Consider the following 25,014-nt stretch of genomic DNA (forward strand, 5'->3'; position numbering starts at 1 on the left):
GGTTATCCTTCCTGCTCAATGCGGGTTAACACCTCGCGCAATACCGGTCCATATTCGTATTTGCCCGGACAAACATAGGTACAGAGCGCCAGATCTTCTTCATCCAGCTCCAGACAGCCCAGCGCCTGCGCGCTGTCGGTATCACCGGCGAGCAGATCGCGCAGCAGCAGGGTCGGCAGAATATCCAGCGGCATGACGCGCTCGTAGTTACCAATCGGGACCATGGCGCGCTCACCGCCGTGCGTGCTGGTCGAGAAGCTAAACAGCTTATTACGCAGGAAATGGCCCAACGTGGTGCGGGTGACGGAGTATTTTTCTGCACCTGGCAGAACCCAGCCAAACAGCTCTTTTTCACGCCCTTCCTGCACAATGCTGACCTGCAAATGGAAACGTCCCAGGTACGCGTGCGCGTGTACAGCATGGCGGCCGCTGAGGACCGAACCGGAAATCAGGCGGTTTTCACCCTCTTTTGTTTCCCCCACCAGCAGTTCATTGATGTCTGCACCCAGAAGCGTCTTTACCAGGCGCGGGTTTGCAGCCTGTGGCCCGCCGATGGCGACGATCCGTTCAGCGCAGAGTTCACCCGTAGTAAAAAGCTTACCGATGGCGATGACGTCCTGATAATTAAGATGCCAGACCCGTTTCGTCAGGCTTACCGGCTCAAGGAAATGGATGTGCGTCCCGGCCAGACCCGCCGGATGTGGACCAGCAAACTCATTAAACGTGACCTGCCCCTGAGTATGCCCGCCGAGCTTGCCGCCGCCGGCCTGGCAAACGTGCACTTTCCCCGACGTCAGGCGGGTTAAAACGGTCAGTCCGGCATCAAAGGCTTTGCGCTGCGCCAGGATAACCGGTTGCGGGTCCACGCTAAGCGGATTGGTGTCGATTGCCGTGACGAAAATCGCGGCCGGTTCCGTACCCGGAACAGGGGATTTGCTGAAGGGACGTGTACGAAGCGCGGTCCATAAACCGGACGCCAGCAGTTGAGCCTGAACGGCGTCACGGTTCAGCGACGCGAGTTCTGCGGCGTCGTAATGGGCAAATTCACGCTGTTCATCACCTTCAATGCGGATAACCACCGACTGCAGAACGCGCCGCTCACCACGGTTGATCGCCACAACGGTGCCGCTCGCGGGGGCCGTGAACATCACGCCGGGATTTTTTTTGTCCTCAAAGAGCGCCTGTCCTTTGATAACGCGATCGCCCTCCTGTACCAGCATTGAAGGACGCATTCCCAGGTAGTCGTCGCCCAAAATGGCGACATGACGGACACTTACGCCTGTCGAAACGTGCTGCGCTGGCACGCCTGCAATCGGCAGATTAAGTCCTTTTTTAATTTTAAACATGTGGTTAGCAGGTTTCCATGAACAACAATCCAGTGGGTGCGAAGTGTAACATTTTCCACTTCTCGCGGGCAGGGAATCCGCCGTCGCGCGCGCCAAATTGCGAGCTAATGCGCAAAGTTCCTGGAGCCATCGCAATTTTGATGGTTTATAAAGTAAAACTAATTTGTAAACTCACCGCCCGGCTCTTGCGAAAATCTATAGCGGTGCTAATGTGAGCGCTCCTAACAGAATAATCTGATTTCGGGTCTCTTTTGCCGTCCTGGCAAGTTGGTCATGGTTTTATCAAGGAACTAGTAGTATGCGTAAAATCGCATTGTTCATTGCGATGCTTCTGATACCGTGCATGTCGTTTGCCGGACTGCTCAGCAGTAATAGCTCAACGACACCGGTCAGCAAGGAATATAAACAGCAGTTAATGGGATCGCCGGTTTATATTCAAATCTTCAAGGAAGAACGCACTCTCGATCTGTTTGTGAAAATGGGCGAGACATATCAGCTGCTTGATAGTTACAAAATTTGTAACTACTCCGGCGGGCTGGGCCCAAAACAACGTCAGGGCGATTTCAAAAGTCCGGAAGGGTTCTACAACGTTCAGCGCAGCCAGCTCAAGCCTGACAGCCGCTTCTATAAAGCCATTAACATCGGCTTCCCGAATGCCTATGACCGTGCACACGGTTATGAAGGTAAATATCTGATGATCCACGGTGCCTGCGTGTCTATCGGCTGTTATGCGATGACCGACTCCGGCATTGATGAGATTTTCCAGTTCGTGACGGGCGCGCTGGTCTTTGGGCAGCCTAACGTACAGGTCAGCATCTATCCGTTCCGCATGACGGATGCCAACATGGCGCGTCACAAGTACTCATACTACGCGGATTTCTGGAAACAACTGAAGCCAGGTTACGACTACTTTGAGCAGACCCACAAGCCACCTATGGTCTCTATCGTAGATGGCCGTTACGTGGTCAGCAAACCGCTGAGCCACGAAGTCGTCCATCCACAACTGGCGTCAAATTACACGGTCCCCGAGACAAAATAGCACCCACTCGCCTGGCATAATCTTTTGCCAGGTTTCGTTGCCCGTCAGCGGCTGCGTTGCGATAACAGTGACCACATCGTTCGGTGTGGTCTCCTTCTGAAAGTCTATCTCAACATCCTGATCGAGCAGCGTCGCAACGCCAAACGGCGCACGGCGGGTGATCCAGAACAGATTCGTCGAGCAGAACGCCATCACATAGCGGCCGTCAGAGAGCAGCATGTTGAACACGCCTTTTTCGCGTAGCTCCGACGCCAGCGTCGCGATGTATTTGAACACGGCAGCCATGTTGCCGGGCGTGCGGGGATAGCGCTCCGTCAGCTTGTGCAGCAGCCAGCAGAAGGCTTTTTCGCTGTCCGTTTCGCCGACCGGGCGGAAATTGCCCGTCTCCAGCGACTTATAGCCCGTGAGTTGCCCGTTGTGCGCGTAGGTCCAGTTACGACCCCACAGTTCACGGGTAAACGGATGGGTATTTTCCAGCGCCACTTCGCCACGGTTAGCCTGACGGATGTGGGCGATCACCGAGCGGGACTTGATGGGGTAATCCTGCACCAGTTTGGCAATCGGTGAGTTAAAGCTGGGCTGTGGATCTTTGAACGTGCGACACCCTTTGCCTTCGTAGAAGGTGATGCCCCAGCCGTCTTTATGCGGCCCGGTTCCTCCACCGCGCTGAACCAGCCCGGTGAAACTAAAGCAGATATCGGTTGGCACATTGGCGCTCATCCCGAGCAGTTCGCACATACAACACCTCCACAACAGCGGGGGCAATCATGCCCCCAGCGAAGTCTTACTTAACCATCTCTTTTTCAATCAACTGGATCAGGATGTGGATCACTTTGATGTGAATTTCCTGAATTCGGTCAGCATAACCGAAGTGCGGAACGCGAATTTCGACATCCGCTGTACCGTCCATCTTACCGCCATCTTTCCCGGTCAGGGTGATGACTTTCATCCCTTTTTCACGCGCGGCGGCGATCGCTTTGATCACGTTGCCGGAGTTGCCGGAGGTAGAAATCCCCAGCAGCACGTCGCCTTCACGGCCTACCGCTTCAACGTAGCGGGAGAAGATGTGGTCGTAACCGAAGTCGTTGCCTACGCAGGAGATGTGGCTCACGTCGGAAATCGCAATCGCCGGGTAACCCGGGCGGTTTTCGCGATAGCGTCCGGTCAGCTCTTCTGCGAAGTGCATAGCGTCACAGTGGGAACCGCCGTTACCGCAGGAAAGCACTTTGCCACCGGCTTTGAAACTGTCGGCCAGCAGGACCGCTGCGCGCTGAATAGCGTGAATATTGGCATCATCTTTCAGAAAGTTCGCCAGCGTTTCCGCCGCTTCGTTCAGTTCGTTACGAATAAGATCCTGGTACATGAGGATAATCCTTCAGTATTGATGAAATAACACAGTGGAGTGTACCGGATAGCGGGAAAAGCGAGAAGCTAAAGCCATGCGAATCGTCCGGCGTTTTGATTTTTTGTGCCGGCTAAAACACGAACAATGTGAACCAGGTTGTAATTATTTTGTAAACACATTGCTAAAGGAATTCACATCAACTACAACCATATCATCACAAGTGGTCAGACCTCCTACAAGCAAGGGAGCTTTTCTTTATGATGATTTTGAGCATTCTCGCAACCGTTGTTCTGCTCGGTGTGTTGTTCTATCACCGGGTAAGTTTATTCCTGAGCAGCCTGATTCTTCTGGTCTGGACGGCTGCGCTTGGCGTCGCAGGCCTCTGGAATATCTGGCTTTTAGTCCCTCTTGCCATCATTCTTCTGCCGTTTAACCTGGCCCCGATGCGTAAATCCATGATCTCTGCACCGGTGTTCAAAGGCTTCCGCAAAGTGATGCCACCCATGTCGCGTACTGAAAAAGAAGCGATTGATGCGGGCACCACCTGGTGGGAAGGCGACCTGTTCCAGGGCAATCCAGACTGGAAAAAGCTGCATAACTATCCGCAGCCGCGCCTGACCGCTGAAGAACAGGCCTTTATTGACGGCCCGGTGGAAGAAGCGTGCCGTATGGCGAATGACTTTGCCATTACCCATGAAATGGCCGACCTGCCGCCAGAGCTGTGGGCGTATCTGAAAGAACATCGCTTCTTCGCGATGATCATCAAGAAAGAGTACGGCGGTCTCGAATTCTCCGCTTACGCTCAGGCTCGCGTGCTGCAAAAGCTGGCGGGCGTCTCCGGCATCCTGGCGATTACCGTTGGTGTGCCTAACTCCTTAGGCCCGGGCGAACTGCTGCAGCATTACGGTACCGAAGAGCAGAAAGATCACTACCTGCCGCGTCTGGCGCGTGGTCAGGAAATTCCGTGCTTCGCGCTGACCAGCCCGGAAGCGGGTTCTGATGCGGGCGCAATCCCGGATACCGGCGTGGTCTGCATGGGCGAGTGGCAGGGCGAACAGGTGCTGGGCATGCGCCTGACCTGGAACAAGCGTTATATCACCCTGGCGCCTATCGCCACCGTGCTGGGTCTGGCCTTTAAGCTCTCTGACCCGGAAAAACTGCTGGGCGGTGAAGAAGATCTGGGCATTACCTGTGCGCTGATCCCAACCTCTACCCCAGGCGTTGAAATTGGTCGTCGTCACTTCCCGCTGAACGTGCCGTTCCAGAACGGTCCGACCCGCGGTCAGGACATCTTTGTACCGATTGACTACATCATCGGCGGTCCGAAAATGGCCGGTCAGGGCTGGCGTATGCTGGTGGAGTGTCTGTCGGTGGGCCGCGGTATTACCCTGCCCTCGAACTCTACCGGTGGTCTGAAATCTGTGGCGATGGGGATTGGTGCCTACGCGCATATCCGTCGTCAGTTCAAAATTTCCATCGGCAAGATGGAAGGTATCGAAGAGCCGCTGGCGCGTATTGCGGGCAACGCCTACGTGATGGACGCCGCTGCTTCTCTGATCACCTACGGCATTATGCTGGGCGAAAAACCGGCCGTGCTGTCTGCAATTGTGAAGTACCACTGTACCCACCGCGCGCAGCAGTCGATCATTGACGCGATGGATATCGCAGGCGGTAAAGGCATTATGCTCGGCGAAGGCAACTTCCTGGCGCGCGGCTATCAGGGCGCACCGATTGCCATCACCGTGGAAGGGGCCAACATCCTGACCCGCAGCATGATGATCTTCGGTCAGGGGGCGATTCGCTGCCATCCATACGTGCTGGAAGAGATGGCTGCCGCGCAGAACAACGACGTGGATGCCTTCGACAAGCTGCTGTTCAAACATATTGGTCACGTGGGCAGCAACAAGGTGCGCAGCTTCTGGCTGGGCCTGACGCGCGGTCTTACCAGCGCGACGCCGACCGGCGATGCGACCAAACGTTATTACCAGCATCTGAACCGACTGAGCGCCAACCTGGCTCTGCTGTCTGACGTTTCTATGGCGGTGCTGGGCGGAAGCCTGAAGCGTCGCGAACGTATCTCTGCCCGTCTGGGGGATGTACTGAGCCAGATCTTCCTGGCCTCTGCAGTCCTGAAACGTTACGACGACGAAGGTCGTCAGGAAGCGGATCTGCCGCTGGTGCACTGGGGCGTTCAGGATGCGATGTATCAGGCTGAACAGGCGATTGACGACCTGCTGGCAAACTTCCCGAACCGTTTCGTGGCGGGTGCCCTGCGCGTGGTGATATTCCCGACCGGCCGTCATCATTTTGCCCCATCCGATGTGCTGGACCACAAGGTGGCGAAGATCCTGCAGGTACCGAGCGCTACCCGTTCCCGTATCGGTCGTGGTCAGTATCTGACGCCGACGCCGCATAACCCGGTGGGTCTGCTGGAAGAGGCGCTGCTGGACGTGATGGCTGCCGATCCGATTCACCAGAAGATCTGTAAACAGCTGGGCAAAAACCTGCCGTTTACCCGTCTGGACGAACTGGCAAAACAGGCGCTCGCCGGTGGTATTATCAATAAAGATGAAGCCGCTCTGCTGGTGAAAGCCGAAGAGAGCCGTCTGCGCAGTATTAACGTGGATGATTTCGAACCGGACGAGCTGGCGACGCAGCCGGTAAAGCTGCCGGAGAAGCACCGCAAACCTGAAGCGGCATAACGCGTTTCGCTTATACAAACCCCGCCTCGCGCGGGGTTTTTTATTGCCACATTTTCTCGTTATGTCGTGCTACAGTGTCAAAAAGTGGTCGTTTGAGGAGTCTGAATTGTGCCTGGTCTGAAGATTTCTATTTTGCAGCAACCTTTAGTGTGGATGGATGGCCCCGCCAACCTGCGCCACTTTGATCGTCAACTGGAAGAGATTACCGGGCGTGATGTGATTGTCCTGCCGGAGATGTTCACCACGGGTTTCGCCATGGAAGCGGCGAAACAGTCAATGCCGCAGGAAGAAGTGGTGACGTGGATGCATGCTAAAGCACAGCAGACCAACGCGCTGATCGCGGGTAGTGCCGCACTGCAAACGGAACGCGGGCCAGTGAACCGCTTCCTGCTGGTTGAGCCGGAAGGCAACGTGCATTTTTACGATAAACGCCACCTGTTCCGCATGGCGGATGAGCATCATCACTATGAGGCGGGAAACGAGCGCGTGGTGTTCGAGTGGCGCGGCTGGCGTATTTTGCCGCTGGTCTGCTACGACCTGCGCTTCCCGGTGTGGTCGCGCAACCGCAACGATTACGACCTGGCGCTGTATGTCGCCAACTGGCCTGCGCCGCGCTCCCTGCACTGGCAGTCGCTGCTGGTGGCGCGCGCGATTGAGAACCAGGCGTACGTGGTGGGCTGTAACCGCGTGGGAACGGACGGCAACGGGCATCACTACCGCGGCGACAGCCGGGTGGTGAACCCGCAGGGCGAGATCATTGCTACCGCCGAGCCGCATCAGGCGACGCGCATTGATGCCGAGCTGTCGTTGACGGCGCTGCAGGAGTACCGGGAGAAGTTTCCGGCATGGCAGGATGCGGATCCGTTTAGCATTGGGTGAAATTTTCCCCTCACCCCGCCCCTCTCCCACAGGGAGAGGGGGAATAAAACATTAACTCACCAACGCCTGCCCGTCTTTGCGGCTTTCCGTCGCGGCCACGTAGTGCCCTTCTGGCAGACGGTAAATCACCTGCGCACCGCCGAAGTTGTAATCCTGAAGCGGGTCTTCCACCACAATCTGATGCCCGCGCTCGCGTAGGGCGGCAATCGTATTGCGATCGAACGTCGATTCGACAATCACCTCCCTGCCCTGCACTACGCGCCAGCGCGGGGCGTCGATTGCCGCCTGCGGGTTTTGCCCGTGCAGCATAATGCGCAGCGCCATCTGCATGTGCCCCTGCGCCTGCATCGGGCCGCCCATCACGCCAAAGGACATCAGCGGCTGGCCGTTGCCGTCCATCGCAAAGCCCGGAATGATGGTGTGGAACGGGCGCTTGCTGCCCGCCAGCGCGTTCGGGTGATTGGGATCCAGCACAAACCCGCAGCCCCGGTTTTGCAGGCTGATCCCCGTATCCGGCACCACGATGCCTGAACCGAAGCCCATATAGTTGGACTGAATAAACGAGACCATCATCCCGCTGGCGTCGGCGGTGCTGATGTAAACCGTACCGCTCTGCGTCGGGGAACCGTAGACAAAATCAGAGGCCTTATCGTGATCGATAAGCGCCGCGCGCGACTTCAGATAATGGTCGCTCAGCAGCTCTTTTGCCGCGAACGTCATGTGTTCTTCATCCGCCACGTAGCGGTCGAGATCCGCCAGCGCCAGCTTCATCGCCTCGATGGACAGGTGCAGGGACTGCACGGAATCCGGGTGATGCTTTTCAATGCCGCACTGCTCCAGAATGCCGAGCGCAATCAGCGTGGCGATCCCCTGGCCGTTTGGCGGCAGCTCCTGCACCGAACCGCCCGCGAAGTCGCGCGACAGCAACTCTACCCAGTCCACACGATGGTTTGCCAGATCTTCAGCCGTCAGGTGCGCGCCGTGCGCTTTGGCGAAAGTGGTAATTTTCTGCGCCAGCTCGCCGCGGTAAAAGGCTTCACCGTTAGTTTTGGCAATCAGCTCCAGCGAGTTGGCCTGCGCCGGGTTGCGGAAGATCTCCCCCACGCGCGGCGCGCGGCCTTCCGGCGCAAAGCAGGCGCTGAAGCCCGGCTGATCTTTCAGCTTGCTATAGCCACGCTGCCAGAGATGACCAATCAGCGGGGAGACCGGGAAACCGTTGCGCGCATAGTCAATGGCAGGCTGCGCCAGCGTGGTCATCGGTAATGTGCCAAAACGTTCCGCCAGTGCGACCCAGCCGGACACCGCTCCCGGGACGGTCACCGCGTCCCAGCCAATTTCCGGTACCGCGGTTTTTCCGGCAAACAGATCCGCATGCCAGCTGGCCGGCGAGCGGCCCGACGCGTTCAGACCGTGCAGCTTTTCGCCGTCCCAGACGATGGCAAAGGCGTCGCTGCCAATCCCGTTACCAGTCGGCTCTACCACCGTCAGCGCCATCGCGGTGGCAATGGCCGCATCAACGGCATTCCCGCCCAGCTGTAGCATCTTCATCCCCGCCTGCGCCGCCAGCGGCTGAGACGTCGCAACGGCGTTATGGCCCAGCATCGGCGGGCGTCGTGAATCGTAACCGGACGTAAAATCAAGCGCTTTTGTCATCATGACTCCTTAGTCGTGGCGCGGATCGAGCGCATCACGCAGCCCGTCGCCAAGTAAATTAAAGCCCTGCACGGCAAGGAAAATCGCCACGCCGGGGAAAACGGACATCCACGGTGCCTGCTCCAGAAACCCTTTCGCGGTATTGAGCATGGACCCCCAGGACGGATTCGGCGGCTGCTGCCCAAGCCCCAAAAACGACAGGCTGGCTTCGGCGATAATCGCCGAGGCAATCGCCAGCGTGGCCTGCACCAGGATCGGCGACATCACGTTTGGCAGGACGTATTTAATGATGATCCAGCGATCCGGCAGGCCAATCGCCCGCGCGCCGTCGATATACTCTTCGTTGCGAATGGCGATCACCTGGCCGCGCGTCAGGCGGGCGAAGATCGGCATCGCCGAAAGACCGATGGCGATCATCGCGTTGGTCAGGCTCGGGCCCAAAAACGCCCCCAGCGCGATCGCCATGATCAGGAACGGACAGGCCAGCAGCGCCTCAATAACGCGCGAGATCACGCCGTCCCACATCTTCTGGAAGTAGCCCGCCACCAGCCCTAGCGGCACGCCGATGACCACCGCGATAACGACCGACATACAGCCCGCCATCAGCGAGGTGCGAGCCCCCCAGATAATGCGGGATAAAATGTCGCGCCCCAGCTCGTCGGTGCCGAACCAGTACATCGCCGACGGCGCTTTGCGCACCGCCAGGAAGTTGGCTTTGACCGGATCGAACGGGGCAATCCACGGTGCCAGCAGCGCCACCAGCACAAAGAAACCCACCACCACCGCACCAATCACCGCGCTTTTGTTGCCGAGGAATTTCTTCAGCACCCGGTTTTGCGTGCGCGGCAGCGCAGGCGTAGCGGTTTGCGTCGTCAGTTCCGCCATGGTTAACCTCGCATTTTCGGGTTGATAAGGACGTAGAGCACATCGGCCAGCAGGTTGAGCATCAGGAAGCCGATCGCCACAATCAGCACCACGCCCTGCACCACCGCGTAGTCACGGTTGAATACCGAATCGACGATCATCTTGCCGAAGCCCGGAATGGTGAAGACCTGCTCGGTCAGCACCGCGCCGCCCAGCAGCTCGCCAAACAGCAGCGTGGTGAGAGTGATCACCGGCACCAGCGCGTTGCGAAACGCGTGCTTTAAGATCACCGCTTTCGGCAGCAGCCCCTTAGCGCGTGCGGTGCGGATGTAATCCGCCTTCAGGACCGCAATCATCGACGCGCGGGTGTGGCGCATCAGCGTCGCCGCCAGGCCGGTTCCGAGCACGGACGCGGGCAACAGCAGCGTGCGCAGGTTCTGAAGCGGATCTTCACTGAACGGCACGTAGCCGGACGCGGGCAGCCACTGCAGGTTCACCGAGAAGACCAGAATCAGCAGGATCCCCAGCCAGAAGTGCGGGATCGAGATCCCCGAGATCGCCACAAAGTTCGCCCCGTGATCGACCCAGCTGTTTTTGTTCACCGCCGCGATGATCCCCATGCTGATGCCAAACACCAGCGCGATAATCATCGCCAGCAGGGACAGCTCCAGCGTGACCGGCAGCTTGCTGGCGATCAGCTGCGTCACCGGTTCGTGCGTGCGTAAGGAGACCCCCAGATCGCCCTGCAGCGCGCGCGTCAGCCAGTGAAAATACTGCACGGGGATCGGCGCATCGAGGTTTAGCTCAGCACGCAGCTGGGCTATCACCGCCGGATCGCGCTCCTCCCCGGCCATGGCGATCAGCGGGTCGCCGGGCAGCAGCTTTTGCAGCCCGAACACCATCATGCTCACCAGCAGCAGGGTCGGGATGGCCAGCAGCAGACGTTTGCAAATCAGTTCCAGCATGGGTTCTCCTCAGGACGGTTATTTCGCCAGCGTCAGACCCGCCAGACGCACGATGCCGTCCGGGTAAGGCTTAAAGCCCTGCACGCTTTTGTTCAGGCCAAAAATACGCGGCTCGAAGTAGAGGTAGGCAATCGGCATGTCGGTTTGCAGCTGCTTCACCACCTTGTCGTACAGCGGCTGGCGTGCGGCCTGGTCGGTGCTCTGGCGCGCCTGAGTCAGCCATTCATCCACCTGGGCGTTGCTGTAGCGGCCGTCGTTCAGGGTGCCTTTGCTGTTGATAAAGCCGTAGATGCTGCCGTCCGGATCCGGGCGTCCCGACCAGCCGGAGAAGCTCAGCTGATAGTCACCGCTCTGCTGGCGATCCAGCAGCGTCGCAAATTCAGTCATTTGCAGGTTCAGCGTGAAACCGGCCTCGGCCACCATCGCCTGCAGCACCTGGCCCACCTGCTGCGAGGTGGGGTTGTTCGGCACCAGCAGGTTGACGGTCAGCGGCGTGGTGACGCCTGCCGCGTTCAGCAGCGCTTTGGCTTTATCGACGTCACGCGGCGGAACCGGCAGATTGACGTGATACGGGCTAACCGGAGAAAACGCCTGGTTTGCCGGGGTGTAGAGCCCTTCAAAGACCACCTGGTTTAACGCATCGCGGTCGATGGCCTGAGAAAACGCCTCACGCACGCGGGCATCCTTGAACGGATCGTTGGCCGGAACCTTACCATTGTTAATGTTGAAAGTGATGCCCTGATAGCCCAGCCCCGTCACCTTCGCCAGCGCCAGCTTGCTGTCGGCTTCGACGGTTTTAACGTCGCTGGCGGCAATGCCTTCGGTCAGGTCGAGATCGCCCGCGCGCAGGTTCGCCAGACGCACGGAGGCATCCGGGATCGGCAGATAGATAATTTTGTCGAAGTGGTAGGCGTCTTTGTTCCAGTAGTTGTCGAAGCGGGTCAGAACGATACGGTCCTGCGACACGCGGCTGTCGAACTTGTACGGGCCGGAACAAACCGGATGGGCGGCAAAGTCAGGCTTTTTCGCCGCTTCTGGCGCCATCATTGCGCCCGCGCGATCGGTGAGCTGCATCAGCAGCGCGGCATCCGGGGTTTTCAGGTGCAGCGCAATCTGCAGCGGGCCGGTGACCTCGACCGATTCAACGGAGGAAATCTCGCTCTTACGCAGGGAGCCTTTCAGGGTCAGGGCGCGGTCGAGGTTGTATTTTGCCGCGGCGGCATCGAATTTCTCACCGTCGTGGAAGGTAACGCCTTCGCGCAGATTGAGCGTCAGGGTTTTACCGTCGTCACTCCACGCCCAGTCTTTAGCCAGACCGGGGACAACCTTCAGATTTTCATCCACGTCCACCAGCCTGTCGCACAGGGAGGCAAACACGAAACGGCCATAGTAGGTGCGCGCCAGATGCGGGTCGAGCATGTCCGGGTCAGCGCCGAGACCGATTCGCAGCACGCTTTCAGAATGGGCGGGCAGCGCCGCGCCAAGCAACATAACACTTCCCAGTACGGTCAAAAGAGAATTACGCATTGTCATTATCATGAGTTCCTTGAAGGAAGGGACGAGTGAGTGGCCGCGTGTTCAAACAGCGCGCGGCGGCGCAGAAAAGCGGCGGATGGCGGTGCGATCTGAATAACGCCGCGATCGCGGTTGATCTCCTGCCAGCGGTGGCAGGCAACCTGACGTCCGCCGTCGAGCACCTGATTAATCGGCTCAACCTGGCGGCATTCATCGGTAACGTACGGGCAGCGGGTGTGGAAACGGCAGCCGGACGGCGGATTGGCCGGGTTGGGCAGATCCCCCTGCAGCAGCGGTGCGTCGCGTTCAACGCCTGGCTGCATCTGCGGCGCCGAGGCGATCAGCGCCTGAGTATACGGATGCAGCGGTGCATCAAAGATCTCATCCACGGTGGCAAGCTCAACGATTTGCCCGAGATACATCACCGCCACGCGGTCGCTCATGTGGCGGATCACCGCCAGACCGTGGGCGACAATCACCATCGTCAGCCCCAGCTGGTGCTTCAGGCTCTCCAGCAGATTGACCACCTGCGCCTGGACGGACACATCCAGTGCGGAAACGGGCTCATCGCCCAGCAGCAGCTTCGGTCCCGAGGCCAGCGCGCGCGCAATGCCGATACGCTGGCGCTGCCCGCCGGAAAACTCGTGCGGGTAACGCCCGGCCCAGGCGGCAGGCAGGCCTACGGTCTTCAGCAGTTCGGCGACGCGATACTGACGGTCGGCTTTTTTCATGTTCTGGTGCAGCCACAGCGGCTCACCGACGATCTGCTCCACCGTCATGCGCGGGTTGAGCGAGGCAAAGGGATCCTGGAAGATAATCTGCAGCTCGCGGCGGAGCTGATTGAGGCGCGCCCCCGAGGCATGCGTGATCTCTTCCCCCTGGTAAAACACGCGCCCTTCGCTGGCGGCCAGCAGGCGCAGCAGCAGACGACCGAGCGTAGATTTTCCGGAGCCGGACTCGCCGACAATTGCCAGCGTTTCGCCCGGCATCACGGCAAGCGAAACGCGATCGACCGCCGTGACAAACCGTGCCGGGGTAAAGAGTTTTTTGGGGCCGGGGAAAAGCTTGCTGAGGTCACGGGCTTCAAGAATGGGCGTGGTCATGCGATTTCTCCCAGGGCAATGTGCTGTTCGAGCGGCGCGCGGAAGCAGGCCACTTGATGGCCCGCGCCGAGCGTGTTGAGCTGAGGTTTTTCATCATGGCAGCGCGACTGCGCAAACGGGCAGCGCGTCGCGAAACGGCAGCCTTTCGGCATGGATTCCGGCAGCGGTACCGATCCAGGAATGGTGGAGAGCTGGCCTTTGCGCGCGCCCAGCGAGGGGATCGACCCCATCAGGCCGATGGTATACGGGTGCTGCGGATCGGCAAAGATGGCCTCTACGGTTCCCTGTTCCACCACCTGCCCGGCATACATCACCGCAACCTGCTGGGCGACTTCGGCCACCACGCCTAAATCGTGGGTGATCATCAGTACCGCCGTGCCGGTTTCCTCTTTTAAGGTATTGAGCAGGGCAAGGATTTGCGCCTGGATGGTGACGTCGAGCGCGGTGGTGGGTTCATCAGCAATCAGCAGTTTGGGGTGGTTAATCAGCGCCATCGCAATCATCACCCGCTGGCGCATGCCGCCGGAAAGCTGGTGGGGATACGCTTTCAGGTGCATTTCTGCCGCCGGGATCTGTACTTTCTCGAGGATCTGCAGCGCGACCTTCATCGCCTCTGCCCGTGAGACGTTCTGATGGCGCATCACCGCTTCGCTAAGCTGATCGCCCAGCGTAAACGCAGGATTGAGCGAGGTCATCGGCTCCTGGAAAATCATCGCCAGCTCGCTGCCGCGCAGGTCGGCATACTCCCGCGGCGAGAGCTTTCGCAGATCGTGGCGGCGAAACTGCATCTCACCGCTGACAATCTGCGCGCTGGCGGGCAGCAAGCCCATCAACGCTAGCGACGTGATACTTTTCCCGCAGCCGGACTCCCCCACCAGCGCCAGCGTTTCGCCCGCCCTGACGGTCAGAGAAATACCATCAAGCACGCTCACCGGCGAGCCAGCAAACGTAACGTTGAGGTTTTGCACTCGCAATACGGGCGTGGCGTCCTTAAAGGGTATTGTCGTCATGGCGTGAAGTCGTCCTCGAGGTGGATCGCCTGAATCAGGGCGGTTTGCAGGCTGAGCAGGTGTTCGCGCATGGCGGCCGCGGCTTCATTAGGCTGGCGATGGATAATCGCAGACATGATCTTATGGTGGTGGTCGTTATAACTGTCGACGCGTTCGGGCGTGCGGGCTAATTCACGCAGATGCTGCCAGCCCGGTTCACGCCGCACGGCATCAATGGCATCAAACAGGCCGAGCATCAGACGGTTCCCCGCCGCCTCGGCAATCGCCCGGTGAAAGGCGCTATCCCAGAGTTCGTTGAGATCGCGGTCATCCGGGCTGACCTTATCGATGCGTTCCAGCATGCGCTGCATGAGCGCGAGGTTTTCCCTGGTGGCACGCAGTGCCGCAAGCCGGGCTAAGCCGGGTTCGAGCTGTAGACGAGCTTCCATCACTTCCAGAAGGTTGGTCTGCTGAACCAATCCCTGAAGGGCCAGCGGTTCAACAGGTGCCGCCGGGCCAATAAAGGTCCCTTTGCCCTGCTTACGCCAGATGCGCCCCTCTTCTTCCAGCACGTCCAGCGCACGACGCACTTCACGTCGTCCTACGCCGAGAGTGTCCGACAGCTCACGTTCCGTGGGCAGCGGAATGCCTGGTGTTGACTCATGCTGGTTGATAAGCCCGCGTAACTGCTCAAGCGCGGTGCTGGAATTTGCCAGAAACCGTGACGGTTTTTCCATATTGGTTCGCTCGCTTTCATCATGACTTTATTTTTATTAACGATAAGTTATTGATATGAAATGAAGCTTATCGTGCTAATGATTAAGCAATAACCAAACCAATACGTAATTGGTTCGGTATTTTTTTGGAAAGCGGGAGATAACCAAATGATTCTGCGTGAATTATTTTTACAGAAAGACACATGCTGACTGAGGTCTGAAGAGAGGAGTGGTGGTGAAATGCACAATATCAGTGCAAATAACGCACTACATTCGCGCAATTGTTAAATAATTACACTATAAACATTAACTTTTTGTTAACGATAGATGAGGAGATAGGATTACAGAATGCTGAAACGACGAAGGCCTGAATCATTTCTGATTCAGGCCTTCTGAATAGTGGCGGAACGGACGGGACTCGAACCCGCGACCCCCTGCGTGACAGGCAGGTATTCTAACCGACTGAACTACCGCTCCACTGTTCCCGTTTGGGGAACGAGGCGCATATTACGGTGCGCCTCCGATCTCGTCAACGCTTTTTCTCACGTTTTGAATCGTTTGCTGCAAAAATCGCCCAAACGATGATTTTACAGGCATTCCGGCGTTTTTTCAGGCGCGCCACATACAGCTGCCGCCCTTCTTCTCGACCAGATCAAGCCGGGCTTCGTGGTTAAGAAGCTCTTCATCACTGGCTAAAACAACCCGCAACCGGCTTGCCTGACGGACAACACGCTGAATGCCGGCTTCGCCTTGCGTCTGCTGGGATTCATTTTCCATACTGAACTTCATTGACGTCTGCCCGCCGGTCATCGTCAGATAGACATCCGCCAGGATCTGGGCATCGAGCAACGCCCCATGGAGCGTTCGCTTGGTATTGTCTATCTCGTAACGCGAGCAGAGTGCATCAAGGCTGTTACGCTTGCCGGGGAACATCTTCCTTGCCAGCGCCAGGCTATCCGTCACCTTACAGAAGGTGTTCGTCTTCGGGATATCACGATTAAGCTTGCTGAATTCATAATCCATAAAGCCGATATCGAACGATGCGTTATGAATGACAAGCTCGGCGCCCTTGATGTATTCCAGGAACTCGTCAGCCACATTCGCAAAAGTCGGCTTATCCAGCAAGAACTCATCGGCAATACCGTGAACGCCGAACGCTTCTGGATCCACCAGCCGATCGGGTTTGAGGTAGACGTGGAAGTTGTTCCCCGTAAGACGACGGTTCACCACTTCAACGGCGCCGATCTCGATGATCTTATGCCCTTCGTAGTGCGCGCCGATCTGGTTCATACCGGTGGTTTCGGTATCGAGGACAATCTGGCGAGTAATTGCAGTGCTCATAGCGGTCATTTATGTCAGACTTATCGTTTAACTGAACGTTTCGAATACAGGAAGTCTACCAGAGATGCGTAAACAGGTAGAAATTTTCACCGATGGATCTTGTCTCGGTAACCCAGGACCCGGCGGCTACGGCGCGATTATGCGCTATCGCCAGCACGAAAAAACTTTTAGCGAAGGCTATTTTCTGACCACCAACAACCGGATGGAGTTGATGGCGGCCATCGTGGCGCTGGAGGCGTTAAAAGAACATTGTGACGTGGTGTTAAGCACCGACAGTCAGTACGTGCGTCAGGGGATCACCCAGTGGATCCATAACTGGAAAAAGCGCGGCTGGAAGACCGCCGATAAGAAGCCAGTCAAGAACGTCGATCTCTGGAAACGTCTTGATGCTGCGCTGGGCCAACACCAGATTCAGTGGGAGTGGGTTAAAGGCCACGCAGGCCACCCGGAAAACGAACGCTGCGACGAACTGGCGCGTACTGCAGCATCCAATCCTGCTCATGAAGATGTGGGCTATCAGCCCGACGTCTAATCGGATTTTTTGTACTGCCGCGTGGCGCCGACGGTCTGGCGGATGGGCGTTTTCGACTTGCTCTGCTTCATGGGGTTAAGCGTAAGGGGAATGGTTCGCTTACGCGCGACGATAAACTGCAAACAGCCCAGTGCGGGGAGATGGGTGCTTAATACAACTCCCCCCTGCCGCGCCCAGGGCAGCACCTGAAAACCACCGTAGCAGAGCACTTCAAAGTTCAGCAGTGAAAGCCAGTCGAGCTGGCGCATCATGGTGAACATCCGGCTGTTGTAAGGTGGAGTCCGGCGTAGCACCGGTACCAGCTTACGCAGGCCCATCAGGCTTAGCGGATTGAATCCGCTAAGTACCAGCCAGCCGTCATCAATCAGCACGCGATCGGCTTCGCGAAGCAGACGATGTGGATCGCTGCACCAGGGTAGCGTGTGTGCGAGCAAACACGCATCGACGGATTTTTCCGCAAACGGCAGACGCAACGGGTCTGCTTTCACCTGAACCGGCGATCCGCCGAGAGAGACGTTGACCTGATGCGAGATAGCGCAGCTTTCGGTATTGATTTCCGCGCTGAGATTGCCAATCTTAAGCAGGTGAAAGCCATACATTTTCGCGAGCCAGGGCTTCAGCTGTTGTTCTAACGCTTCGCGATAGTATTCACCCCAGGGCAATTCCGCCCAACGTTCCGGTGCTGCGACAGTCTGAGGTATCCTTGCCGGTTTCATCAAAACACCCGCCACGCTATAAGAGGTAATGTATGAATCTTATCAGTATTCCAGCCTTTCAGGACAATTACATCTGGGTTTTGGTTGACGACGATCGTCGATGCGTCATTGTCGACCCCGGAGAATCGGCCCCTGTTCTGCGCGCAATAAAAGAGAACGGCTGGCAGCCAGAAGCCATTCTGCTGACGCATCACCATCACGATCATACTGGCGGCGTGCCTGAACTGCGCGCCCACTTTCCGCATCTGGTGGTTTACGGACCGGCAGAGGCACAAGATAAGGGGATCACGCAAGTAGTCGAAGAAGGCGAAACTATCCTCATACGCGAGTGGGAGTTTTCTGTATTTGCTACACCAGGTCACACTTTGGGACATCTGTGTTTCTACAGTAAGCCTTATCTTTTTTGCGGCGACACGCTGTTCTCCGGAGGCTGCGGAAGACTGTTTGAAGGCACGCCAGCTCAGATGTACCAGTCTTTACAGAAGATTAACGCACTGCCCGATGAAACAATCATTTGTTGCGCCCATGAGTATACATTAGGAAATATGAAGTTTTCCGTGAGCCTCTTACCCGAGGATCGGGCGATTCAGGATTATTATCACAAAGTGAAGGAGTTACGTGCAAAAAACCAAAAAACACTACCCGTAATTCTGAAAAACGAGCGCCAAATTAATTTATTTTTACGAACAGATGATATTGATTTAATTAACAAAATTAACCAAGAAACAAATTTGAAACAACCAGAACAGCGATTTGCATGGTTAAGGTCAAAGAAAGATAACTTCAGATAATTGCGGGTTGCCTTTTCAAAATTTCGCCGTTATCATCGCTCGTCTTTTAAGCAACTATTGACACACACATGAAGGCAAAAGCGATATTACTCGCCTCTGTCCTGCTTGTAGGTTGCCAGTCGCAGAACGGCAGCAACGTACAACAGCACGCACAGAGCCTTTCTGCAGCTGGTCAAGGGGAAGCAGGGAAGTTTGCAAGTTCGGCGCGCTGGATGGACGATGGAACATCTTTCGCGCAGGATCAAGACTTGTGGACCTCTATTGGCGACGAGCTAAAGATGGGAATTCCGGAAAATACCCGGATTCGCGAACAGAAACAGAAGTATTTAAGTAATAAGAGCTATCTCCACGATGTAACGTTACGGGCAGAGCCGTATATGTACTGGATAGCCGGGCAAGTTAAGAAACGTAACATGCCTATGGAGCTGGTACTCCTACCCATAGTGGAGAGCGCTTTTGACCCACACGCGACGTCTGGCGCCAATGCCGCAGGCATTTGGCAGATCATTCCGAGCACCGGGCGAAACTATGGTCTGAAACAGACCCGCAACTATGATGCGCGTCGCGATGTTGTCGCTTCAACGACAGCCGCTCTCGACATGATGCAACGTCTGAACAAGATGTTTGACGGTGACTGGCTGTTAACGGTCGCAGCGTACAATAGTGGCGAAGGTCGTGTGCTGAAGGCAATGAAAGCGAATAAAGCACGGGGTAAATCCACCGATTTTTGGTCGCTCTCACTGCCACAGGAAACAAAGATTTACGTACCGAAAATGCTGGCATTGAGCGATATTCTCAAGAACAGCAAGCGTTACGGTGTACAACTGCCAACACCAGACGAAAGTCGTGCACTGGCGCGTGTTCGCCTCAGTAATCCAGTTGATATTCAACAGGTTGCTGATATGACGGGTATGTCGGTAAGTAAATTGAAAACCTTTAATGCTGGCGTTAAAGGCTCAACCCTGGGGGCAAGTGGCCCGCAGTATGTAATGGTTCCGCAGAAGCATGCTGAACAGTTACGTGAGTCTTTAGCTTCTGGTGAAATCGCCGCCGTTCAGTCAACGCTGATCGCCGATGCATCATCAGTCAACAGCCGCAGTTATAAGGTTCGTTCAGGTGATACGCTTTCGGGCATTGCGTCACGTCTTGGCGTGAATGCGAAAGATCTGCAGCAGTGGAATAATCTGCGCAGCTCCGGCTTGAAAGTGGGTCAAACTCTGACGGTAGGTGCAGGTAGCAGCGCACAGCGTCTCGCCAGCAACAGCGATAGCATTACCTATCGCGTGCGCAAGGGCGATTCACTGTCCAGTATCGCAAAACGACACGGCGTGAACATCAAGGATGTGATGCGCTGGAACAATGATACTGACAATCTGAAACCTGGCGACCAGCTGACGCTGTTTGTGAAGAACAGCGCTACGCCAGACTCCTGATAGCACGATCGAAAGATAAAAAGGCACCGATTCCCCTCGGTGCCTTTTTTGTTATCCCGCTTTTTGCGCTTCAGCCATGATGGTATCGCTGGTAAATGAGCCATCGTCCTGCAGTTCAAAGTATGCCTTTACCTCTGCGGACGCACTCTCCTGATACAGCCTGATCGCCTGGCTTAATGCTTCCGGGGTGCGCATACGCGCGATCCACGAGCTGAACTCCAGCGGCAAGCGGTCTGTAATCAACGCGCGCGCGATCAGTCCCGCTTCAGTGATAAATGACAACCACTCTCCGCTGGCGTAGTTTTGCACGTGCGAGGTATCGCGCAGCGCTTCGACCGTCTGCAGCCAGATATTGCGCACCGGATGTCCAGGAGACATCACATCCATAATAATGAAGATGCCACCCGGCTTCAGAACACGTTTCACTTCGCGTAATGCCTGGCCGACATCATGCCAGTGGTGCGCGGAATAACGGCTGATAACCACCTCAAATGATGCATCATCAAAAGGTAAGGATTCGGCATAGCCCTGGCGCGTATCAATGTTGCCCAGCCCTTTCGCTTTCGCCGCCTCGGCAACCACCTCCAGCATCTGGCTGGATAAGTCATACGCGGTAACGTGCGCGACCTGCTGCGCAGCCGTAAAGCTGGCATGCCCTGCCCCGCAGCCTAAATCCAGCACGTGTGCCTGCGGGAACGCCGCCAGACGTTCACCGAGACGCACCAGATCCCGGCCAGAAGCATGCACGGCGCTGCTCAGATAGGCACTTGCCTGAGAACCAAACTGTTTTTCTACGTTGTCATGATGGGAGTGTGTTGTTGTCATCGTACTGTCCTTTGTGAGTGAAAAATAAAGGGCAGCACCCGCGCAGGCCTGCCCCACGGCAGACCTGACACACCATTATTTATCAGGTTTGCCGGGACTGAATTCGACTAGTAGAGGGTTATGATCCGAGGCGCGCGTCACCAGAACAGAGGCGTCGTGCACGCTCAAACCACGATAGAAGACAAAATCGAGAGGACGACCAAAGGCTTTTTTGCGCTGGTCATCGCTAAAACGAACTTCACGTAGCGACATTTCGCGCGCAAAGCGATACAGCGCATTCATGCGCGGACGGCTCCAGGCATTGAAATCGCCTGCCATAATGATGGGCCCGCTGTGATGGGCAATCTGATCGCCGATCGGAAGTAACTGCTTACTGTAGACATCCACGCCCAGGCTGAAATTTACCGCATGGATATTCACGACCATCAGCATTCGGGTATCCGGCAGCGGATAGACCGTCACCAGCGCCGATTTCGCCAGACGCAGGATAGGCTCACGTTCGCGCAGAGGACAGCAATAGACCGGATGTGCTGCTGAAAGTGTCATCACACCTGAGGGGTGTTGTGGCAGGACAAATGCAGGCACCTGGTCGGCGGCAAGATAGTTCGTGGTGGCAAACCGTACCAGCTCTGGGGTGGTTTGCGCCTCCTGGAGCAGAACCAGGTGAGCATCTTTCCCAAAATTCTTGAGGACCGATAACCATTCGGCACGCTGCTGCTTAAAGATATTCCACACCAGTACACGGATTTTCTCATCGCTGCTTAATGGTGTGCCGGCGGGTAATGCCTGGCTTATGCTCGCAAATGACCCCGGAGGCAAGATCCTCTCCGCGGGCATTCCGGCAACATAACGCATGGCATAGGTATTTTTTCGCACTTTTGGAAACAGCCTCTGTAACTTGAACCAGCCCGGAAAACGGACTGGTTCTAATGTTATAGGGACTTTAGGTCACACTTTCAACGCAATTTCTGAGAAACCGCTTTCCAGTTTTGTAAGCAAGCGCTTACTGATGTTACCCCAGCGCGACGCGAGCAGGTTTATCAAGGCGCCCACTCAGGCCAATCAGCAGGAAGGCGACCAGGACAATCACCGCGCCAATCCACGGGGTCTGGGTTAACCCAACATGCGCTACGGTTTGTCCGCCAATGATGGAGCCCAGCGCGATACCAATATTAAATGCGGCAATGTTCAGACCCGATGCCACATCCACCGCATTTGGCGTATAGAGCTCGGCTTTCTGGACAACGTAAACCTGAAGCCCGGGCACATTACCAAAGGCAAAGATCCCCATGACCAGCACCGTGACCAGCGCGGCGTAGTGTACCGAAGCCGTAAACTGGAAAATCATCAGCAGAACAACCAGGGCGGCGAAGATGAATTTCAGCGCCGGTACCGCACCATGCTTATCTGCAAGCTTTCCGCCCCAGATATTGCCAATGGCAACGGAAATACCGTATCCCAGCAAAATCCAGCTCACGGCATTGGGTGAAAAGCCCGCCAGGTCCTGCATCATCGGCGCCAGGAAGGTGAAGGCGGTGAATACGCCGCCATAGCCCAGTGCCGTAACCGCGTAGATGATCAGCAAACGCGGATGCGTGAGCACCTTCAGCTGATCGCGCAGGCTGGCGCTTGCCCGGCCTGGAATATTCGACGGTACCAGCAGCAGGCTGGTCACAAGTGCAATAACCCCCAGTAAAGAGACGGCAAGGAACGTTTCACGCCAGCCGAAGTGTTGTCCGATAAACGTTCCCAACGGTACGCCCGTAACGAGAGCGACGGTCAGCCCACCAAACATGATCGCAATGGCTGAAGCCGCTTTCTCTTTGGGTACCAGGCTGGTTGCAATAGTGGAACCAATCGAGAAGAACACTCCGTGTGCAAGGCCGGTCAACAGACGGGCAATCACCAGCGTGGTGTAGTCCGGTGCCTGCCAGGCCAGAATGTTGCCGGCGGTGAACAGCACCATCAGCGCGACTAACAGTTGCTTACGCGGAAAACGTCCGGTCAGGGCTGTCAACACTGGCGCACCGACGGCGACGCCCAGGGCGTAGATGGATACCAACAGCCCGGCGGAGGGCAACGAGATCGCAAGCTGGTTAGCAATAGTGGGAACCAGCCCCACGATAACAAATTCGGTCGTGCCAATTGCAAAGGCACTGATCGTCAGGGCAAGTAGCGCCAGTGGCATAAAATACTCCGTATCATCAGGATTAAGATGACAGGCAGTATGCGCCAGTGCTTAAATAACAAAAATGGTCAAAATATCAATAGAATTTTGCAGGTGGTGCAACAATGAAAGCAACATCGGAAGAGCTGACAATCTTCGTCGCCGTCGTTGAAAGCGGCAGCTTTAGCCGCGCGGCCGAACAGCTGGGACAGGCTAATTCGGCCATCAGCCGTTCGGTAAAAAAACTGGAGATGAAGCTTGGGGTGAGCCTGCTCAACCGAACGACGCGACAGTTGAGCCTGACGGAAGAAGGAGAGCGTTACTTCCGTCGCGTGCAGTCGGTACTGCAGGAGATGGCCGCAGCGGAGACGGAGATTATGGAAACCCGCAGCACGCCGCGTGGATTGCTGCGTATTGATGCGGCCACGCCGGTCGTGCTTCACTTTCTGATGCCGCTGATCAAACCTTTCCGCGAGCGCTATCCGGAGATGACGCTTTCTCTGGTCTCCTCAGAGACGTTTATTAACCTCATCGAGCGTAAAGTGGATGTGGCTATCCGGGCGGGAAACCTGACAGATTCAAGCTTGCGTGCCCGCCCTCTGTTTGCCAGCTACCGCAAAATTATCGCATCGCCAGAGTATATTGCTGAACATGGTAAACCAGAGACGGTTGAAGAATTGAAGCAGCATCTGTGCCTGGGCTTTACGGAGCCGGTGTCGCTGAACACCTGGCCTGTCGCCTGTCATGATGGTCAACTTCATGAGATTACCTGCGGATTATCCTCAAACAGCGGGGAAACGCTGAAGCAGCTGTGTCTCGAAGGAAATGGTATCGCCTGCTTGTCAGACTATATGATTGACAAGGAGATAGCCCGGGGTGAACTGGTGGAGCTGATGGCCGATAAACGTCTGCCGGTCGAAATGCCTTTTAGCGCGGTGTATTACAGTGACAGAGCGGTGAGTACACGCATTCGTGCCTTTATTGACTTCCTGAGTGAACATGTAAAAACAGCTCCCGGAGGAGCTGTGTGAGGGTTCAGGTTACAGAGGGTGGGTCAAACTTAATCCCAGTTAGGAGCTAAACCTTCCGGGCTTACCAGGCGATCGTTGCACTCCAGGGCTGCGATCGCTTTTTTATCGTCAGCATCCAGATGAAGATCCGTTGCCAACAGGTTGCTGGCCAGGTTTTCACGCTTAGTTGATGATGGGATCACGGCATAACCTTCACCCATTGCCCATGCCAGAATGACCTGCGCAGCAGTCGCGTTATGTTTCTCTGCGATACGCGTAATCACTTCATCTTTCAGCGCCTTACCGTAGGCCAGCGTCATGTATGAGGTGATGTGGATCCCGTGCTGTTTTGCCCAGTCCACGACTTTGCGGTTTTGCAGGTATGGAGACAGCTCAATCTGGTTGGTCGCAATATTTTCTGCGCCAACAGCAGCAATGGCTTTTTCCATCAGCGGAATGGTGAAGTTGGAGATCCCAATTTCGCGGGTTAAGCCCTGCTTTTTCGCTTCCAGCAGCGCCTGCATGAATTCTTCTACTGAGACGGCATCATTCGGTGATGGCCAGTGGATCAGCGTAAGATCTACGTAGTCAGTACGCAGTTTTTTCAGGCTCTCTTTCAGGCTTGGGATCAGCTTATCTTTGCTGAGATTCTCAATCCAGATTTTCGTGGTGATAAACAGTTCGTTACGCGGTACACCACTCTCTTCGAGAGCCTGTCCAACGGCAGCTTCGTTTTCATAGATCTGTGCCGTATCAACTGCACGATAGCCCAGTTCGAGCGCGGTTTTAACCGATGCGATAACAACGTCGTCTTTCAGACGGAAAGTGCCCAGACCAAATGCAGGGAGAGTCATAATATTCCTCAATCGTTATGTTCGTAAACTGAGGAAGATTATCGCTGGCGTTGTTATAGAGAAAAAGATCGCAAAATGCAGAGGATTTTTGCTAATTTCGCAATAATTAAACGTCAGATAAGAAAAAAGCCCTGAGCTAACGCTCAGGGCTTTTAATAAGTGGCGGAACGGACGGGACTCGAACCCGCGACCCCCTGCGTGACAGGCAGGTATTCTAACCGACTGAACT

Annotated in this window: 23 protein-coding genes and 1 tRNA gene; 7 read left to right on the forward strand and 17 right to left on the reverse strand. The window is 56.2% G+C overall.

The annotated features are described in order from the left end of the window. Positions 1-2: 2 nt before the first annotated feature. The gene (locus FU672_RS22120) at positions 3-1,346 is read right to left on the reverse strand and encodes a Na(+)-translocating NADH-quinone reductase subunit A (RefSeq protein ID WP_148244828.1); all 1,344 of its coding nucleotides are present in this window, start codon (positions 1,344-1,346) and stop codon (positions 3-5) included. A 298-nt stretch (positions 1,347-1,644) separates the two neighbouring features. Here FU672_RS22120 and dpaA point away from each other — a divergent pair, with 298 nt between their 5' ends. Next, positions 1,645-2,385 (forward strand): peptidoglycan meso-diaminopimelic acid protein amidase, encoded by a 741-nt coding sequence (dpaA, locus tag FU672_RS22125; protein WP_148244829.1) that lies wholly within the window; start codon positions 1,645-1,647, stop codon positions 2,383-2,385. On the opposite strand, the gene FU672_RS22130 is transcribed toward dpaA, so the two are convergent. Further along, positions 2,356-3,123 carry a class II glutamine amidotransferase gene (locus FU672_RS22130; RefSeq protein WP_010427885.1) on the reverse strand — a complete coding sequence of 256 codons (768 nt, stop codon included), beginning with the start codon at positions 3,121-3,123 and terminating at the stop codon, positions 2,356-2,358. The genes dpaA and FU672_RS22130 overlap by 30 nt on opposite strands. Before the next feature lie 46 nt (positions 3,124-3,169). Further along, the gene (gene lpcA, locus FU672_RS22135) at positions 3,170-3,748 is read right to left on the reverse strand and encodes a D-sedoheptulose 7-phosphate isomerase (protein ID WP_010427884.1); all 579 of its coding nucleotides are present in this window, start codon (positions 3,746-3,748) and stop codon (positions 3,170-3,172) included. Between the two features lie 239 nt (positions 3,749-3,987). On the opposite strand from lpcA, the gene fadE reads away from it, so the two are divergent. Together fadE and FU672_RS22145 are read left to right on the forward strand one after the other, a co-directional pair. Then, complete coding sequence (gene fadE, locus FU672_RS22140) at positions 3,988-6,432, forward strand: acyl-CoA dehydrogenase FadE (RefSeq protein ID WP_148244830.1); 2,445 nt, start codon at positions 3,988-3,990, stop codon at positions 6,430-6,432. A gap of 108 nt (positions 6,433-6,540) precedes the next feature. After that, positions 6,541-7,311 (forward strand): amidohydrolase, encoded by a 771-nt coding sequence (locus tag FU672_RS22145; RefSeq protein WP_148244831.1) that lies wholly within the window; start codon positions 6,541-6,543, stop codon positions 7,309-7,311. A 51-nt stretch (positions 7,312-7,362) separates the two neighbouring features. Here FU672_RS22145 and FU672_RS22150 read toward each other — a convergent pair whose 3' ends face one another. The 9 genes from FU672_RS22150 to dnaQ form a co-directional block, all read right to left on the reverse strand. Then, a complete protein-coding gene (locus FU672_RS22150; RefSeq protein WP_148244849.1) occupies positions 7,363-8,964 on the reverse strand; it encodes a gamma-glutamyltransferase family protein in 1,602 nt (533 codons plus the stop codon). A gap of 9 nt (positions 8,965-8,973) precedes the next feature. Continuing rightward, entirely contained in the window at positions 8,974-9,849 is an 876-nt protein-coding gene (locus tag FU672_RS22155) for an ABC transporter permease (protein ID WP_148244832.1), read from the reverse strand. 2 nt (positions 9,850-9,851) lie between these two features. Then, on the reverse strand, positions 9,852-10,793 hold the full coding sequence (locus tag FU672_RS22160) for an ABC transporter permease (RefSeq protein ID WP_148244833.1): 942 nt from the start codon (positions 10,791-10,793) through the stop codon (positions 9,852-9,854). Between the two features lie 18 nt (positions 10,794-10,811). Next, the gene (locus FU672_RS22165) at positions 10,812-12,326 is read right to left on the reverse strand and encodes an ABC transporter substrate-binding protein (RefSeq protein ID WP_187360841.1); all 1,515 of its coding nucleotides are present in this window, start codon (positions 12,324-12,326) and stop codon (positions 10,812-10,814) included. Between the two features lie 2 nt (positions 12,327-12,328). Beyond that, the gene (locus FU672_RS22170) at positions 12,329-13,411 is read right to left on the reverse strand and encodes an ABC transporter ATP-binding protein (protein ID WP_148244834.1); all 1,083 of its coding nucleotides are present in this window, start codon (positions 13,409-13,411) and stop codon (positions 12,329-12,331) included. Next, the gene (locus FU672_RS22175) at positions 13,408-14,421 is read right to left on the reverse strand and encodes an ABC transporter ATP-binding protein (protein WP_148244835.1); all 1,014 of its coding nucleotides are present in this window, start codon (positions 14,419-14,421) and stop codon (positions 13,408-13,410) included. Before FU672_RS22175 ends, FU672_RS22170 begins: the two co-directional genes overlap by 4 nt. After that, the gene (locus tag FU672_RS22180) at positions 14,418-15,137 is read right to left on the reverse strand and encodes a FadR/GntR family transcriptional regulator (RefSeq protein WP_023334601.1); all 720 of its coding nucleotides are present in this window, start codon (positions 15,135-15,137) and stop codon (positions 14,418-14,420) included. The genes FU672_RS22175 and FU672_RS22180 overlap by 4 nt, the downstream gene beginning before the upstream one ends. Positions 15,138-15,516: 379 nt before the next feature. Further along, positions 15,517-15,593 (reverse strand) — tRNA-Asp (locus FU672_RS22185). Positions 15,594-15,725: 132 nt separating this feature from the next. Continuing rightward, positions 15,726-16,457 carry a DNA polymerase III subunit epsilon gene (dnaQ, locus tag FU672_RS22190; protein WP_222848625.1) on the reverse strand — a complete coding sequence of 244 codons (732 nt, stop codon included), beginning with the start codon at positions 16,455-16,457 and terminating at the stop codon, positions 15,726-15,728. Positions 16,458-16,521: 64 nt separating this feature from the next. On the opposite strand from dnaQ, the gene rnhA reads away from it, so the two are divergent. Then, positions 16,522-16,989, forward strand: coding sequence for a ribonuclease HI (gene rnhA / locus FU672_RS22195; protein ID WP_148244837.1), 468 nt, complete (start codon positions 16,522-16,524; stop codon positions 16,987-16,989). On the opposite strand, the gene FU672_RS22200 is transcribed toward rnhA, so the two are convergent. Next, positions 16,986-17,705 carry a class I SAM-dependent methyltransferase gene (locus FU672_RS22200; protein WP_148244838.1) on the reverse strand — a complete coding sequence of 240 codons (720 nt, stop codon included), beginning with the start codon at positions 17,703-17,705 and terminating at the stop codon, positions 16,986-16,988. The genes rnhA and FU672_RS22200 overlap by 4 nt on opposite strands. A 32-nt stretch (positions 17,706-17,737) precedes the next feature. On the opposite strand from FU672_RS22200, the gene gloB reads away from it, so the two are divergent. Both gloB and mltD read left to right on the forward strand, forming a co-directional pair. Further along, positions 17,738-18,496 (forward strand): hydroxyacylglutathione hydrolase, encoded by a 759-nt coding sequence (gene gloB / locus FU672_RS22205; protein ID WP_148244839.1) that lies wholly within the window; start codon positions 17,738-17,740, stop codon positions 18,494-18,496. A 68-nt stretch (positions 18,497-18,564) separates the two neighbouring features. Continuing rightward, on the forward strand, positions 18,565-19,929 hold the full coding sequence (gene mltD / locus FU672_RS22210) for a murein transglycosylase D (RefSeq protein ID WP_148244840.1): 1,365 nt from the start codon (positions 18,565-18,567) through the stop codon (positions 19,927-19,929). A gap of 51 nt (positions 19,930-19,980) precedes the next feature. Here mltD and FU672_RS22215 read toward each other — a convergent pair whose 3' ends face one another. The 3 genes from FU672_RS22215 to FU672_RS22225 all read right to left on the reverse strand — a co-directional run bounded on the left by FU672_RS22215 (position 19,981) and on the right by FU672_RS22225 (position 22,942). Continuing rightward, positions 19,981-20,754 (reverse strand): class I SAM-dependent methyltransferase, encoded by a 774-nt coding sequence (locus tag FU672_RS22215; RefSeq protein WP_148244841.1) that lies wholly within the window; start codon positions 20,752-20,754, stop codon positions 19,981-19,983. 75 nt (positions 20,755-20,829) lie between these two features. Continuing rightward, complete coding sequence (locus tag FU672_RS22220) at positions 20,830-21,630, reverse strand: endonuclease/exonuclease/phosphatase family protein (protein ID WP_024909448.1); 801 nt, start codon at positions 21,628-21,630, stop codon at positions 20,830-20,832. A 136-nt stretch (positions 21,631-21,766) separates the two neighbouring features. After that, entirely contained in the window at positions 21,767-22,942 is a 1,176-nt protein-coding gene (locus FU672_RS22225) for an MFS transporter (RefSeq protein WP_148244842.1), read from the reverse strand. Between the two features lie 104 nt (positions 22,943-23,046). Between FU672_RS22225 and yafC the strand changes: the two genes are divergently transcribed. Continuing rightward, the gene (gene yafC, locus FU672_RS22230; RefSeq protein WP_148244843.1) at positions 23,047-23,952 is read left to right on the forward strand and encodes a DNA-binding transcriptional regulator YafC; all 906 of its coding nucleotides are present in this window, start codon (positions 23,047-23,049) and stop codon (positions 23,950-23,952) included. Between the two features lie 29 nt (positions 23,953-23,981). Here the strand turns inward: yafC and dkgB are convergent, their stop codons facing one another. Continuing rightward, the gene (gene dkgB, locus FU672_RS22235) at positions 23,982-24,785 is read right to left on the reverse strand and encodes a 2,5-didehydrogluconate reductase DkgB (protein WP_148244844.1); all 804 of its coding nucleotides are present in this window, start codon (positions 24,783-24,785) and stop codon (positions 23,982-23,984) included. Positions 24,786-25,014: the final 229 nt, after the last annotated feature.

It is taken from the genome of Enterobacter asburiae (assembly GCF_008080435.1).
Lineage (GTDB): Bacteria > Pseudomonadota > Gammaproteobacteria > Enterobacterales > Enterobacteriaceae > Enterobacter > Enterobacter asburiae_C.

Coding starts and splice junctions, on each gene's coding strand:
- FU672_RS22155 (WP_148244832.1), bottom strand. CDS start 9,849: ATGGCGGAACTGACGACGCAAACCGCTACGCCTGCGCTGCCGCGCACG.
- fadE (WP_148244830.1), top strand. CDS start 3,988: ATGATGATTTTGAGCATTCTCGCAACCGTTGTTCTGCTCGGTGTGTTG.
- FU672_RS22170 (WP_148244834.1), bottom strand. CDS start 13,411: ATGACCACGCCCATTCTTGAAGCCCGTGACCTCAGCAAGCTTTTCCCC.
- dkgB (WP_148244844.1), bottom strand. CDS start 24,785: ATGACTCTCCCTGCATTTGGTCTGGGCACTTTCCGTCTGAAAGACGAC.
- gloB (WP_148244839.1), top strand. CDS start 17,738: ATGAATCTTATCAGTATTCCAGCCTTTCAGGACAATTACATCTGGGTT.
- FU672_RS22200 (WP_148244838.1), bottom strand. CDS start 17,705: ATGAAACCGGCAAGGATACCTCAGACTGTCGCAGCACCGGAACGTTGG.
- yafC (WP_148244843.1), top strand. CDS start 23,047: ATGAAAGCAACATCGGAAGAGCTGACAATCTTCGTCGCCGTCGTTGAA.
- FU672_RS22215 (WP_148244841.1), bottom strand. CDS start 20,754: ATGACAACAACACACTCCCATCATGACAACGTAGAAAAACAGTTTGGT.
- FU672_RS22165 (WP_187360841.1), bottom strand. CDS start 12,326: ATGACAATGCGTAATTCTCTTTTGACCGTACTGGGAAGTGTTATGTTG.
- dnaQ (WP_222848625.1), bottom strand. CDS start 16,457: ATGAGCACTGCAATTACTCGCCAGATTGTCCTCGATACCGAAACCACC.
- FU672_RS22180 (WP_023334601.1), bottom strand. CDS start 15,137: ATGGAAAAACCGTCACGGTTTCTGGCAAATTCCAGCACCGCGCTTGAG.
- FU672_RS22130 (WP_010427885.1), bottom strand. CDS start 3,123: ATGTGCGAACTGCTCGGGATGAGCGCCAATGTGCCAACCGATATCTGC.
- dpaA (WP_148244829.1), top strand. CDS start 1,645: ATGCGTAAAATCGCATTGTTCATTGCGATGCTTCTGATACCGTGCATG.
- FU672_RS22150 (WP_148244849.1), bottom strand. CDS start 8,964: ATGACAAAAGCGCTTGATTTTACGTCCGGTTACGATTCACGACGCCCG.
- mltD (WP_148244840.1), top strand. CDS start 18,565: ATGAAGGCAAAAGCGATATTACTCGCCTCTGTCCTGCTTGTAGGTTGC.
- FU672_RS22160 (WP_148244833.1), bottom strand. CDS start 10,793: ATGCTGGAACTGATTTGCAAACGTCTGCTGCTGGCCATCCCGACCCTG.
- rnhA (WP_148244837.1), top strand. CDS start 16,522: ATGCGTAAACAGGTAGAAATTTTCACCGATGGATCTTGTCTCGGTAAC.
- FU672_RS22120 (WP_148244828.1), bottom strand. CDS start 1,346: ATGTTTAAAATTAAAAAAGGACTTAATCTGCCGATTGCAGGCGTGCCA.
- FU672_RS22175 (WP_148244835.1), bottom strand. CDS start 14,421: ATGACGACAATACCCTTTAAGGACGCCACGCCCGTATTGCGAGTGCAA.
- lpcA (WP_010427884.1), bottom strand. CDS start 3,748: ATGTACCAGGATCTTATTCGTAACGAACTGAACGAAGCGGCGGAAACG.
- FU672_RS22225 (WP_148244842.1), bottom strand. CDS start 22,942: ATGCCACTGGCGCTACTTGCCCTGACGATCAGTGCCTTTGCAATTGGC.